Raw genomic sequence first — 13,009 nt, 5'->3', positions numbered from 1 at the left:
CCGTGATCCGCTACATCGGGCAGCGAGTACTGCAGGCACTTGCGGTGCTGTGGGCTGCCTTCACCATCTCGTTCATCGTCCTCTTCCTCCTTCCCTCGGACCCGGTCAGTCTTGCCGTCGACTCGGCCGGATCGGGCACCCCGGCGGACGCTGCGGCCATCGCCGAGTTGCAGGCTCGTTACGGCCTGGATCAGCCGGTGCTGGTGCAGTATTGGCATTCACTGGTCGGGGCCGTGCAAGGTGATTTCGGATTGTCGATCGCCACCGGCCAACCGGTGACGACGGCCATCCTCGACGCGGTACCGAGCACACTCGGTCTGGCGGGGACAGCGCTGGTGTTGGCCGTCGTGTTCGGATCCGCGGTGGCCTACGCCGCCACGTACACCCGTATCGGCTGGCTGAAGAATTTGCTGCTCGCCCTCCCACCGCTCGGGGTGGCGGTGCCGACGTTCTGGGTGGGACTACTGCTGCTGCAACTGTTCTCGTTCCGACTTCGCTGGTTCCCGGCGTTCGGTGACGCAGGCGCAGCGTCGTTGGTGCTACCTGCCGTGACGCTCGCTCTACCGACCGGCGCTGTCATCGCCCAGGTCCTGGCCACCAGCATGGCCACCACGTGGAAGCAGCCGTTCGTGGATGTGGCTCGTGCCAAGGGGGTCTCACGCCTGCGGGTGCAAACTCGACACGTTCTGCGACTGTCCTCGATCCCCGCCTTCACGATTGCCGGGGTCCTGGTCGGCACCCTGCTGGCCGGATCGGTAGTGGTCGAGACGGTCTTCTCGCGTGCAGGAGTGGGACGTCTGACCCAGACGTCGGTGCTGGCGCAGGACATTCCGGTGGTGCAGGGCATCGTCGTTCTCACGTCGCTGGTCTTCGTCCTGGTCAATCTCGCAGTCGACCTGCTCTATCCGCTGATCGATCCGCGCATCGTGCGCGAATACCGGCCCGCGCAGGCCAGTGTAGAACCGGAGAAAGCTCATGTCTGACATCCTGATTCGTGAACCTGCCGTCCATTCGACAAGTCCCGAGGCAGGCGAAGACGCACCGGCACGCACGCGGCGGCTAGGTCCGCGAGATGTCTTGAAACACATCTGGCTCGGTGCCTCCGTGATCGTGCTGTTGTTGGCTCTCGGGTTCGCGCTGTTCCCGTCCGTGTTCGCCAGCGGCGACCCGCTGGTCGGCACGCCGGCCGACAAGCTCCAGGCACCCAGCGCGTCGCACTGGTTCGGCACCGACAACATCGGCCGTGACGTCTTCACCCGAGTGGTCCACGGTTCCGGACTGTCGCTGACGGCAACGCTGTTGGCGGTCGGTATCGCACTGGTGGTCGGCTCGATCATCGGTCTGGTCTCGGGCGCCGTCGGCGGAATCGTGGACGCGGTGCTGATGCGAATCGTCGATGTCCTGCTGTCGATTCCGACGTTGTTGCTCTCGTTGGCGCTGGTGACCGCACTGGGCTTCGGCACCGTGAACGTCGCTATCGCCGTCGGAGTCACGCTGATCGCCAACTTCGCCCGAGTGATGCGCTCGGAGGTACTGCGGGTGCGCAGATCGCTGTACGTCGAAGCGGCGTACGCCTCGGGTGTGCGGTGGTTCGATGTCTTCCGCAGGCACATCCTCAGAAACTCGTACGGCGCTGTGATCGCTCTCGCTGCAGTCGAATTCGGTATGGCGGTTCTCGCGGTGTCGGCGCTCAGCTTCCTCGGTTTCGGTGCTGCTCCGCCCACCCCGGAGTGGGGATCGCTGATTTCCGAGGGCCGCAACTTCCTGGCCACCGCATGGTGGATGACCACATTGCCGGGATTGGTGATCGTGGCTGTCGTCGTGTCCGCGCACCGCCTCGGGCATGCACTCGAGAGGCGATCGCGATGAGCCCCATTCTCGAAGTAGAGAATCTGCACGTGAACTACGGTGAGACGACCGCCGTCTCCGGCATCGGGTTCACTGTCGACCGCGGTGAAGTGGTGGCCGTGGTCGGTGAATCGGGCTCCGGAAAGTCGACGACTGCGCACGCGCTCATCGGCCTGCTCTCGGGTTCCGGACGCATCGTGGGCGGATCGGTGACGTTCGACGGGCAAAGGCTCGATACGGCGTCGGACAAGACGCTGAACCGGTTGCGCGGCCGCCACATCGGGCTCGTCCCGCAGGACCCGACCACCTCGCTGAACCCGGTTGTTCGCGTCGGCGACCAGGTTGCCGAGGTGCTGCGGGTGCACGGTCTGGCCGATCGCCGCTCCGCGAAGATCGAGGCGATTCGGATCCTCACCGAAGCCGGGCTGGACAACCCCGAGGTGCGGGCGCGGCAGTATCCGCAGGACCTGTCCGGTGGGCAGCGTCAGCGCGTACTGATCGGGATCGCTCTCGCGTGCCGCCCGGAACTGGTGATCGCCGACGAGCCGACCAGCGCCCTCGACGTCACCGTGCAGCGTCGCATCCTGGACCATCTCGACACCAGGATCGCCGAGACCGGTGCCGCGGTCCTGCTGATCACCCACGACTTGGGCGTGGCTGCGGACAGAGCCGACCGCCTCATCGTCATGAGCGCAGGACGGATCGTCGAATCCGGCCCCACTGCAAAGGTACTGGCGAACCCGACCCACGCGTACACACGTCAGCTGTTGGCTGCAGCGCCCTCGTTGAACACCGCCGTACGACCCGCGCGCCCCACGGTCGGCGAGCCGATCCTGACGGTCGGCGACGTCTCGAAACGCTTCACCATCGGCCGCGGCGTCCACCTCGATGCGGTCAAAGGAGCCGCATTGACCGTCGAACGGGGGCGGACGGTCTCGCTCGTCGGCGAATCCGGTTCCGGCAAATCCACGTTGGCGCGCATCGCGATCGGTCTCGAGACCGCGTCGTCGGGGTCGGTCACGTTCGACGGCAGGGACATCACGGGTCTGCGTGGCAAGGCCAAGCGTGAACTGCGGCGGCGTGTACAGATCGTCTATCAGAACCCGTACGCCTCACTGAACCCGAAGTTGCGCGTCGGGGAGATCGTGCGAGAACCGTTGGACGCGTTCAGGGTCGGTACCTCGCGTGAGCGTTCCGAGCGTGCCAGGACGCTGCTCGATCAGGTGGCACTCGCCAGCGATTACCTGGCCCGGCGGCCGGCCGAGCTCTCCGGTGGGCAGCGTCAGCGCGTCGCCATCGCCCGCGCGTTGGCCCTCGCGCCGGAACTGGTGGTGCTCGACGAGCCGGTCTCGGCCCTCGACGTATCGGTGCAGGCGCAGATTCTGACGCTGCTGGGCGACCTGCAGTCCGAGCTGGGTCTGAGCTACCTCTTCATCTCCCACGATCTGGCCGTGGTGCGTCAGATCAGCGACACCGTGGCCGTGATGCAATCCGGAGTCATCGTGGAATACGGCGACACCGCAGCACTGTTCGACAATCCACAGCAGGACTACACCCGCGAGCTACTCGGGGCCATCCCCGGAAGCGCGCACGAGAAAGCGAGCACCAGTGTCTGACACGCTGTTTTTGACCGCGATCGAGCTGAAAGGCACCGGCGCACATTCGCAGGCCTGGCGTCGCCCCGACTCCCGCGCCGAAGAAGTGTTCACAGCAGGATTCTGGATCGACCAGCTCCAGGCTGCAGATCGAGCAGGTGTCGATGTCGCCTTCCTGGGCGATTCGTTCGCCAGTCGGACGCTCGAGGCCGCAGCCGTCGCGGCACGGGCAGCCGCCCTCACCGAGAACATCGGGTTGGTGCCCACGATCACCGTCACGCACACCGAGCCGTTTCACATCTCGAAGCAGATCGCGAGCCTGGATTTCGCATCCCACGGCCGGGCCGGGTGGCAGGTCGAGGTCAGTCCGGGAGCCGAGCAGGCAGCGCTGTTCGGCCGAAAAGCGGAGCAGGACAGCAGTAGTCTGTGGCGTGAGGCGGATGAGGCAGTCGAGGTCGTCACCAGGCTCTGGGACAGCTGGGAGGACGACGCCGAGATTCGCGACGTCGAGTCGGGGCGGTTCATCGACCGAGACAAGCTGCACTACATCGACTTCGAGGGTGAGAACTTCTCGGTCAAGGGCCCGTCCATCACTCCGAGGTCTCCGCAGGGGCAGCCGCTCGTCGTGATCCGCGTGGACTCCACGGAGTCCGTGTCGGTGGCCGCGGCGCGCGCCGATATCGTCCGCATCGCCGCCGACACAGTCGAGAATGCGGCCACTGTTGCCGCCCGTATTCGACGGGCCGTCGTTGCGGAAGGCCGTGACCCGGCCGACGTGTTCGTTCTGTTGGATGTGGAGACCCTGGTATCCGATTCTGCCGCTGAAGAACTCGCTCAGCTCGACAACTGGGCGGGGCACGTCAGAGTCGCCGAGTCCGTGTCGCATATCGGCGACCTGGCGGGCTTGCACCTGCTCCTCGGATCCGTCGAGGCGGCCGGCCTGGACGGAGTCACGCTGGTACCGCTCGCGCTGCCGTCCGGAGTGGCAGCACTTCCGGCCACGGACACCCGCAGCGGATCGACCTTGCGCGAGCGTCTCGGCCTGAGACGTCCGGCCAATCGCTATGCACTCGAAGGGAAGAGCCTGTGACGAAGAAGCAGATTCATCTGGGTGCCCATTTCCCGGGCGTCAACAACACCACCGTCTGGGCCGATCCGGAGTCGAAGAGCCAGATCGAGTTCGATTCGTTCGTACACCTCGCCGAATCGGCCGAACGCGGCCTGTTCGACTTCTTCTTCCTCGCCGAAGGGCTGCGACTGCGTGAGCACCGTAACAAGATTCACGACCTCGATGTAGTAGGGCGACCCGATACGCTCACCGTCCTCAACGCGCTTGCGTCGGTGACGAGCAGGCTCGGACTTGCCGGGACGATCAACACGACCTTCAACGAGCCGTTCGAGCTCGCCAAACAGTTCTCGTCGCTGGATCACCTGTCCGACGGTAGAGCGGCATGGAACATGGTGACGTCCTCGGACGCGTTCACGGGCGAGAATTTTCGGCGGGGCGGCTACCTCGATCGTGCCGACCGCTACGTGCGTGCCAACGAGATCATCGACGTCGCGCGAAAGTTCTGGGACTCATGGCAGTCCGACGCGTTCGTCGTCGATCGCGAGCGTGGAGTCTTCGGCCGCGAATCGGAGATCGGAACGGTCCGGCATTCCGGACCCCAGTTCGATGTGGAGGGCCGCTTCACGCTGCCGCGCAGTCCGCAGGGACATCCGGTTCTGTTGCAGGCGGGCGATTCCGACGAAGGTCGAGAATTCGGTGCCGCCAAGGCCGACGCGATCTTCACCATCCACGGCACTCTCGAGGACGGACAGAAGTTCTACTCCGACGTCAAGGGTCGGCTCGCCAAGTACGGCCGCGATCACGACGACCTGAAGGTGCTGCCCGCGGCGACGTTCGTGCTCGGAGATTCTGCGCAGGACGCCGCCGAGAAGGCGGATCACATCCGGCATCAGCAGGTCAGCGGCAGGACGGCCATCGCGTTCCTCGAACAGGTGTGGGGACAGGACCTGTCCGCATACGATCCCGACGGGCCACTGCCCGACATCGAACCCAGCGGCGATGTGTCGATCACCCGTGGCCGTGCGAGACACGGCGACCCCAGAACCATCGCCCAGCAGTATCGCGAGCGAGCCGAAGCAGACAACCTGAGTATTCGTGAACTGATCATCGCGATGACGACACGGCAGCAGTTCGTCGGAACCCCCGCGCACGTGGCCGAGGAGATCGACAGTTACGTGCAGAACAACGCGAGCGACGGCTTCATTCTCGTCCCGCACATCACCCCTGCCGGCCTCGACGAATTCGTCGACAGAGTGATTCCGGAATTACAGGACCGCGGCAGCTTCCGCACCGAATACACCGGCACCACCTTGCGCGAGCACCTCGGTCTGCGGCACCCGTACGAACAGCGAGAAGGAGTGCGAGCATCATGAGCGATTTCGAGCAGGACTGGAAGCAATGGCATGCCGAGCGAGAGGCGTCCTACGGTGATCCCCTCGGTTGGGTGTCGTTGACCGGGTTGTATTGGCTCACCGATGAATTCGAGACCGTCGCGGATCTTCCCGGCCGGTGGAGGGCCGACGCCGATTCGGTGACCGTCGAGGGGTTCGATGGCGTGACCGCGCTGAATCCGGTGGAGGGCGCACCGGGCATCCTGGTGCAGGACGGAGATCGGCGTATCGAGGTGATCCGTCGGACCGGTTCGGTCGCGCTGCGGGTGCACGATCCGAAAGCGCAGACCCTGCAGTCCTACGACGGCATCCCGGCCTACGAGCCCGACGAGGAGTTCGTTGCCACCGGGACGTTCACCCCGTACGACTCTCCGGTGACCGTCACGACCGGAGCCGTGGTGGAAGGACTCGAACATCACCACTCGGCCGTGGGCACTCTCGACTTCGAGTTGGCCGGTGCCGCTGCGCAGCTGATTGCCTTCGGTGGCAACGGCAATGGTCTGAAGGTCCTGTTCACCGACGCCACGAGCGGGGTGACCACCTATCCGGCTGCACGGATCCTGGCAGTGCCCGCTCCGGTGGACGGCACCGTCGTTCTCGATTTCAACCGGGCATCGAACCTTCCGTGTGCGTTCACCGACTACGCGACGTGCCCGGTTGCGCCTACCGAGAACAGGCTGACCATCGCCGTCGAGGCAGGGGAGAAGAACCCGAGATGACCCGAGTTCCATTGTCCGTTCTCGATCTGTCCCCGATCAGCGAGGGGTCCACCGTCCAGCAAGCGCTGCGAAACACGGTCGACCTTGCACGCCAGACCGAGGAGTGGGGCTACGAGCGCTATTGGGTGGCCGAGCACCATTTTGTCGGGGTCGCGAGTTCGTCGCCCGCGGTGCTGATCGGCCTGATTGCTGCTGCCACCAACAGGATTCGCGTCGGATCGGCGGCCGTTCAACTCGGATTCACCACGGCCGCAGCTGTCGTCGAATCGTTCGGGACCGTCGACGCGTTGTATTCGGGAAGGATCGATCTGGGGGTCGGTCGGTCGGGTCAGCGACGAGCCGAGGCGGTCGCAGGCGATGGGCGGGGAATGCCCGAGCGTGTGTCGTCGCCCGATCCCAGTGGGCTCTTTCCTCCCGCACCGGCGGAGGCTGCACCACGTAGGACCCCACTGCTCTCGGCGTCCCTGGCGGCGCTGCAACAGCCCGAGGCGCAGGCACCGGATTTCGTCGGTCAGCTCGACGATCTGGCCGCGCTGCTCGCCGGGACTTACGAACGGGACGGTGTGCCGTTGACGGCGAGGCCGGGTGCGGGTGCGGGCTTGTCGGTGTGGCTATTCGGCAGCAGCGCGGGGCCGACCGCGCGTGAGGCAGGTGCGCGTGGTCTGCCCTTCGCGGCCAGCTATCACTTCAGCCCGGGCACGACGCTCGACGCGATCGACGAGTATCGCCGATCCTTCGTGCCCTCGGCAGGTCTGTCCGAGCCGTACGTGGCGGTGTCGGCCGATGTGGTCGTCGCGGAATCGGACGAGCAGGCACGTGGGCTGGCAGCGTCGTTTCCGCAGTGGGTGTACAGCATTCGCAGTGGACACGGTGCCGCCGAGTATCCGAATCCCGACGGTGCCAGGCCGTTGACCGACGAGCAGTATCGGCTCGTCGCCGATCGGGTGGAGACCCAGTTCGTCGGATCCGCAGCCACCGTGACGGACAGGATGGAGGCGTTGCAGGAGGTGACGGGCGCGGACGAACTGGTGCTCACCTCGGTGACCTACGATCACGTGGATCGGTTGCGTTCGTACGAGCTGCTCGGTAAGGAGTGGGGACTGCCGCGACTACGGGTGTGATCGGAACATACTCACCGCATCGACCGTTGGAGGTTCCATGACACGAGCAGCAGTGGCAGCGTCCTACGGTGGGCCGGACGTCATCGAGATCGTCGAACGAGAGGTTCCCGAACCGTCCGACGGTGAGGTCCTGGTCGAGCTCAAGGCGATCGGCGTCAATCCCTTCGACTACAAGAGCTACAGCGGCGCGTTCGGCACCGACGAATCCAAGCTCCCGATCGCGTTGGGCAGTGAGGCGTCGGGCATCGTCGTTGCGGTCGGCGGAGACGTCGAGGGGCCGGTCGGACCCATCGCCGTCGGCGACGCCGTGATCGTGTCGGGCCGAAACGGTACCTACGCCGAGAGGATTCTGGTTCCCGCACGGTTCGTCTTTCCGAAGCCGGCCGCATTGGACTGGAACGTTGCTGCCGGAGTGCTGGCCGTAGCCGGAACGGCCTACGACGCACTCGAATCCGTCGCCGTGAAAGACGGTGACACGGTCCTCGTGCACGGGGCCGCAGGCGGCGTCGGATCCGTCGTGGCCCAGCTCGCGAAAGAGCGCGGTGCCACCGTCATCGGAACCGCACGCGCACAGAATCACGACGCACTGCGAGCATTCGGGGCCGAGCCCGTCGAATACGGTGATGGCTTGCTCGATCGTGTTCGTGCGGCTGCCCCGAACGGTATCGATGCAGCCGTCGATGCCGTGGGTACCGACGAGGCCATCGATGTCTCTCTCGAAGTGCTCACGGACCGAGCACGTTTGGTGACGACGGCCGCCTTCGGCCGTGCTGAAGCGGACGGGTTCTCGACCGTCGGTGGGCCGGCAAGCATGGAGCGTCGACGCCTCGCATCGCCCGCCCTGTTGAAGCAGGCCGCCGCGGGAGTCATCGAAGTGACGGTCGCCAAGACCTTCCCGCTCTCCGACGCCGCGAGGGCGCACGCCGAACTGCAGTCGACGCACCCCCGCGGAAAGTTCGTCCTGATTCCCTGACGCGGGAGCTGTGCGATCCGCTCTGTGGCGGGCCGCCGCGGACGTTCTGCGATCGGTTAGCGTTGGCGCATGAACTCGGCCACGGACGACCTGGTGAAGAGCTACCTCGACGCCCTCCATCGCGCCGACCTCGATGCGATCGTGAGTCTGTTCGCGCCAGGTGCCGTTGTGCATTCGCCGTTGTACGGTCCGACTCCCGCACCCGACTTCTATCGCGCTTTGTTCATCGATACCGACAGCGCGGAGCTGACGTCGAAGGGCGTGTCAGAGGGGCGCACCTCGGCAGGAACGCGGCTCGTCACGTTCTGGTTCCATTTCGACTGGCGGCTACCCTCCGGGGTGGCTGCCCCGTTCGACGTCGTCGATGTCGCCGAACTCGACGACGACGGCCGGATCACAACACTGTCGATCGTGTACGACACGGTCGACGTGCGACCAGCGTTCGAACGGGAGACCGGATCTTCTTGGAGGTCGACGGAACAGGATCGGTAGCGCCAGGCCTTCGAGTCAGCGTGATTGCAACGGGTGCGCTATTCGGGCGGCGAGCCTAGCGTCGCGTTCATGACCTGGCTCAGAAGACGACTGACGGCCATCATCGATCGTCTGGGATCACAACCTGCCTGCACCCACGCTGCCGTCGACTTCGGTATTCGCGGCTGAATACGGACGGGGGTTGGCCCGCACCCTCAGCGGTCGTATGAATCCCACCATGTCAGTACGCGGGTTCCGATCAGGGTCAGCCACTTCGAGCGTTCGCCCTCCGGCACGTCGGTCTCGAACCAGACCCGACCGGACAGGGTTCGACCCTGCAACCACGTTCCGTCGCTCTGTCGGGCGGCCCGGACGACTCCGATTGCCTCCTCCAGACGGCGATCCGGCGGCGTTCCGTCGAGCACAGACGCGTGCCGAAAATAATCGAGTGCGTTGAGAGCGCTGTACATCCAGCGGAACGGGTGGACGAAGCGACTCACCCAGGGTCCGACCGCCTCGCCGGTGGACAACGTGTACAACAGCTTTCGCGTCAGCAGATATTCTTCACCGGTGCGTCGTGCGGCCCGCGTCTCCATCGTGGCACCGGTGGCCGCGTCGTACGCCAGCAATCCTTTCAGCGAGTTCAGCGTCGAGTGGAACGACGACCGGGTGGAGCCGTCGACCCACTCGCAGTTCCATCCACCGTCCTGCAGTTGGTGCGCGAGAAACCATTCGACGATGCCCTCGACGTCGGCACCGAGCCACAGCCCGTTGGCGAGGGTCCACGCATTGATGCAGCAGTCCACCTCGCCGCCCCAGTACGGCAGGTTCTCGTACTCCCACCGGCTGTTCTCCGCGAGCAGTTCTGCAGTGCGACGCGATCGCAGAACGGCTGGGTCGACACCCCATTCACGCAGCGAGTTCAGCGACCAGGTGGTTGCGGTCCAGGGTTGCCCCTGTTCGGCCGAACCGTCGAAGCCGGCAGGGAAGTAAGCACCACCCGCCCATTGGCCGTCCGCGTCCTGCAGCGCCAATAGCCGTGCACCGAATCCTTCGGTCGGCACTCGTGCGCGCGTTGCCTCCCATATCGCGGGGGATTCGTTCACGATGTCGCGCTCGACCTGCCAACGCAGCGCCGGATCCGAGTCGATGAGCCATTCGCGCAGGAAGTCGGCGACCATGGCCGAGGAGTCTAACGTCGTTCGTTCGCGGGAGGTCCAGCTAACGATCGGGTCTCGACTCGCGTGGGGTAACGCTCCGCACGATCTACGATTGCGACATGACTGCAGATCCGACCACGCCCGCACCGTCGACCAGTTCGGCCAACTGGAAACGACGCGCCATCCTCGTCGGAGCGGGCATCGTGCTTCTGCTGATCGCGTATTTCATCCTCGCGGCTTTCCTACCGCGCTGGTGGAGTCTGCGGGTCGAGGAACTGGCCGACCGCACGTTCACCAAGGGCATTCTGTGGGGCCTGTTGTTCGGCATCGTCTGCACCTTCGCGCCGCTGGTGTTCTTCTGGAGCGCATGGTCGGTCCGCAAGGGTCGAGCGGGCAAGCAGCTGGCCATCGGATCGGTGATCCTGGCTGTCGTCACCGCCATCCCGAACCTGTTGACACTCACCATCGTTCTCGGAACCAGCAATGCCGCTCATGCCGGCGAACGCACTCTCGACACCAGCGCACCGGGCTTCCGCGGCGCGACGGCATTGGGCGCGATCATCGCCGTGGTCCTCGTGGCTCTGCTGGTCTTCGTTGTCGTTCGCCGAAATCGTCGTCGCAGGTCCGTCGCACTGTCGCAGTAACGGTCACGCGCTCCGCAGTACGGTCGGGTCGGTGATGACGCGGATGCCCGGCTCCGGGTCGAACCGGTAGCCGGCCCCGCGGACGGTGGTGATCAGTCGGCCGAAGTGTCCGAGTTTGGTTCGCACCCTCGACAGGTGTACGTCGACGCTGCGACCGCCGTCGGAACCGCTGAGCTCCGACCGATTCACGACAACGCGCGGGCGTTGTGCGAGATACGCGAAGATCTCGAACTCGGTGTGGCTGAGGCGCACACTCTTGCCGCCGACGATCACGTCGCGAGCCGGCAGGTCGATCACCAGAGGAGCGTTGAGTTCGTTGACCCGCACGTCGAATCGGGTGAGGATCTTCGCATGCGGGGCATAGCTTTTCGCTGCGCCACGAAGGGCATCGGCGAGTGCGTGCAGTTGTGGGCGGGTCAATCCCTGCAAGGACGACGTGCCCGAGTCCGAAATGCGGAGGACGACTGTGGCTTCGGTGCTCATGGCTGGTTGTCTCCTGTGACGAACGTGCGCTGCAGAACTGGGTCGGATGGTCAGCGTGGGCAGCGACAGTTCTCGTTCACAGTCACAGAATGATCGATGGGGTGAGGTTTCGTCAGGGATGCGCTCACCGTGATTGCAAGGGTTGACCGGAGGATCTCGCGCGTGTTGCGATCAGGCGTGACCGACGCACTCCACCCTCGCACCGACCTCATCACCCGTTCCGTCGACTGGGATCATCCCGACGCCGACGCTCTCCGGGCCGAGATGGCCGCCGAGGTGGGTCCTCGCTACGCAGATCGCGCTGCCCTGATGGCGAAGACCCAGGCCAATGCCGTCGACGAGGGCACGGTGCACCGCACGTTCGTCGTCTACCGCCGCGATGCCGAGGGGGTCGAGCAGGCGGTCGGCCATGCGGCACTGCGGTGGAACGGGCTCGACCTCGAGCTCAAACGAATGTTCGTCCACGTGGACCACCGTGGAACAGGCGTCTCGACGGCACTGCTGGTCGCCTCGGAGAACGCGGCTCGTGAGCAGGGACTGCCGCGGCTGATCCTGCAAACCGGAGACCGTCAGCCCGACGCAGTCAGGCTGTACGAGAAAAGCGGTTACACCCGTATCCCGGTGTTCGCGCCCTACGACGTGCTCCCGTTCTCCAACACCTTCGAGAAACGGTGGTGAGTCGATCGAGGGTCAGAGCTTGGGCAGGGTCATGATCTCGGCACCGTCGTCGGTGATGATCACGGTGTGCTCGCTGTGCGCGGTGCGGCATCCCGTCGAGCTTCTCAAGGTCCACCCATCGGGGTCGGTGACCAGCTCGTCTGTGTTCTCCATGATCCACGGCTCCAGTGCCAGCATCAGACCCGGTCGAAGGCCGTAGCCACGGCCCGGCCGTCCGGAGTTGGACACGTGCGGGTCCTGATGCATCGTCGAGCCGATGCCGTGGCCGCCGAACTGCATGTTGATCGGATAGCCGGCGGCACCGAGGACCGTGCCGATGGCATGGGAGATGTCGCCGATCTTGTTGCCGGGGCGAGCTGCGTCGATGCCTGCGGCCAATGCTCGTTCGGTGGCCTCGATCATCGCGGTGTCTTCTCCTCGGGCCTCGCCCACGACGAAACTGATGGCCGAGTCCGCCGCCACACCGCCGAGTATCACGGCCAGATCGAGGGTGAGCAGATCGCCGTCGGCAAGAGAGTAATCGTGCGGGAGACCGTGCAGCACAGCGTCGTTGACGGAAGTGCAGATGTAGTGACCGAAGGGCCCGCTCCCGAACGACGGCGCGTAGTCGACGTAGCAGGACGTCGCCCCGGCTCCCTCGATGATCTCCTTGGTCCACTGATCGATCTCGAGCAAATTGGTGCCGACTGTGGCGCGTTCGCGGACGGTCCGAAGTATTCCGGCGACCAGGGCGCCGGATTCGCGCGCGAGGGGGATCTTGCTGGGAGGGAGGATCTCGATCATGTGGTGCCTTTCGACGTATGCCGAACAACGATACCGGTATAAGTATTGGTGTCGAGTCCGACGGCACGCAAAGC

At 65.1% G+C, this 13,009-nt stretch carries 14 protein-coding genes; 11 read left to right on the top strand and 3 right to left on the bottom strand.

All coding sequences use genetic code 11. The features are described from left to right. Positions 1-2 precede the first annotated feature (2 nt). The 9 genes from CH249_RS18485 (at position 3) to CH249_RS18445 (ending at position 9,208) form a co-directional block, all read left to right on the top strand. A complete protein-coding gene (locus tag CH249_RS18485) occupies positions 3-983 on the top strand; it encodes an ABC transporter permease (protein WP_094646791.1) in 981 nt (326 codons plus the stop codon). Then, the gene (locus CH249_RS18480; protein WP_094646792.1) at positions 976-1,869 is read left to right on the top strand and encodes an ABC transporter permease; all 894 of its coding nucleotides are present in this window, start codon (positions 976-978) and stop codon (positions 1,867-1,869) included. The genes CH249_RS18485 and CH249_RS18480 overlap by 8 nt, the downstream gene beginning before the upstream one ends. Next, complete coding sequence (locus CH249_RS18475; RefSeq protein ID WP_094646793.1) at positions 1,866-3,464, top strand: ABC transporter ATP-binding protein; 1,599 nt, start codon at positions 1,866-1,868, stop codon at positions 3,462-3,464. The genes CH249_RS18480 and CH249_RS18475 overlap by 4 nt, the downstream gene beginning before the upstream one ends. After that, positions 3,457-4,533 (top strand): LLM class flavin-dependent oxidoreductase, encoded by a 1,077-nt coding sequence (locus tag CH249_RS18470; RefSeq protein ID WP_094646794.1) that lies wholly within the window; start codon positions 3,457-3,459, stop codon positions 4,531-4,533. Before CH249_RS18475 ends, CH249_RS18470 begins: the two co-directional genes overlap by 8 nt. Next, on the top strand, positions 4,530-5,885 hold the full coding sequence (locus tag CH249_RS18465) for an NtaA/DmoA family FMN-dependent monooxygenase (RefSeq protein WP_094646795.1): 1,356 nt from the start codon (positions 4,530-4,532) through the stop codon (positions 5,883-5,885). The genes CH249_RS18470 and CH249_RS18465 overlap by 4 nt, the downstream gene beginning before the upstream one ends. Next, positions 5,882-6,622: a DUF1684 domain-containing protein gene (locus tag CH249_RS18460; RefSeq protein WP_094630938.1), complete on the top strand. Its 741-nt coding sequence runs from the start codon at positions 5,882-5,884 to the stop codon at positions 6,620-6,622. Before CH249_RS18465 ends, CH249_RS18460 begins: the two co-directional genes overlap by 4 nt. Beyond that, the gene (locus CH249_RS18455) at positions 6,619-7,743 is read left to right on the top strand and encodes an LLM class flavin-dependent oxidoreductase (RefSeq protein ID WP_094646796.1); all 1,125 of its coding nucleotides are present in this window, start codon (positions 6,619-6,621) and stop codon (positions 7,741-7,743) included. Before CH249_RS18460 ends, CH249_RS18455 begins: the two co-directional genes overlap by 4 nt. Before the next feature lie 37 nt (positions 7,744-7,780). After that, positions 7,781-8,716, top strand: coding sequence for an NADP-dependent oxidoreductase (locus tag CH249_RS18450; RefSeq protein WP_032393746.1), 936 nt, complete (start codon positions 7,781-7,783; stop codon positions 8,714-8,716). A 69-nt stretch (positions 8,717-8,785) separates the two neighbouring features. Beyond that, a complete protein-coding gene (locus CH249_RS18445) occupies positions 8,786-9,208 on the top strand; it encodes a nuclear transport factor 2 family protein (RefSeq protein ID WP_032393747.1) in 423 nt (140 codons plus the stop codon). Positions 9,209-9,402: 194 nt separating this feature from the next. On the opposite strand, the gene CH249_RS18440 is transcribed toward CH249_RS18445, so the two are convergent. Next, complete coding sequence (locus CH249_RS18440) at positions 9,403-10,368, bottom strand: squalene cyclase (RefSeq protein ID WP_094646797.1); 966 nt, start codon at positions 10,366-10,368, stop codon at positions 9,403-9,405. A gap of 98 nt (positions 10,369-10,466) precedes the next feature. On the opposite strand from CH249_RS18440, the gene CH249_RS18435 reads away from it, so the two are divergent. Continuing rightward, positions 10,467-10,991: a hypothetical protein gene (locus tag CH249_RS18435; RefSeq protein ID WP_032393749.1), complete on the top strand. Its 525-nt coding sequence runs from the start codon at positions 10,467-10,469 to the stop codon at positions 10,989-10,991. Positions 10,992-10,994: 3 nt separating this feature from the next. On the opposite strand, the gene CH249_RS18430 is transcribed toward CH249_RS18435, so the two are convergent. Further along, the gene (locus tag CH249_RS18430) at positions 10,995-11,474 is read right to left on the bottom strand and encodes a winged helix-turn-helix domain-containing protein (RefSeq protein WP_032393750.1); all 480 of its coding nucleotides are present in this window, start codon (positions 11,472-11,474) and stop codon (positions 10,995-10,997) included. Between the two features lie 264 nt (positions 11,475-11,738). On the opposite strand from CH249_RS18430, the gene CH249_RS18425 reads away from it, so the two are divergent. After that, positions 11,739-12,152 carry a GNAT family N-acetyltransferase gene (locus CH249_RS18425; RefSeq protein WP_082074070.1) on the top strand — a complete coding sequence of 138 codons (414 nt, stop codon included), beginning with the start codon at positions 11,739-11,741 and terminating at the stop codon, positions 12,150-12,152. A gap of 12 nt (positions 12,153-12,164) precedes the next feature. Here CH249_RS18425 and map read toward each other — a convergent pair whose 3' ends face one another. Next, a complete protein-coding gene (gene map, locus CH249_RS18420) occupies positions 12,165-12,935 on the bottom strand; it encodes a type I methionyl aminopeptidase (RefSeq protein WP_032393751.1) in 771 nt (256 codons plus the stop codon). Positions 12,936-13,009 lie beyond the last annotated feature (74 nt).

Source organism: Rhodococcus sp. 05-2255-3B1 (genome assembly GCF_002258545.1).
Taxonomy (GTDB): domain Bacteria; phylum Actinomycetota; class Actinomycetes; order Mycobacteriales; family Mycobacteriaceae; genus Rhodococcoides.
This window is presented reverse-complemented; position numbering and strand designations above follow the sequence as displayed.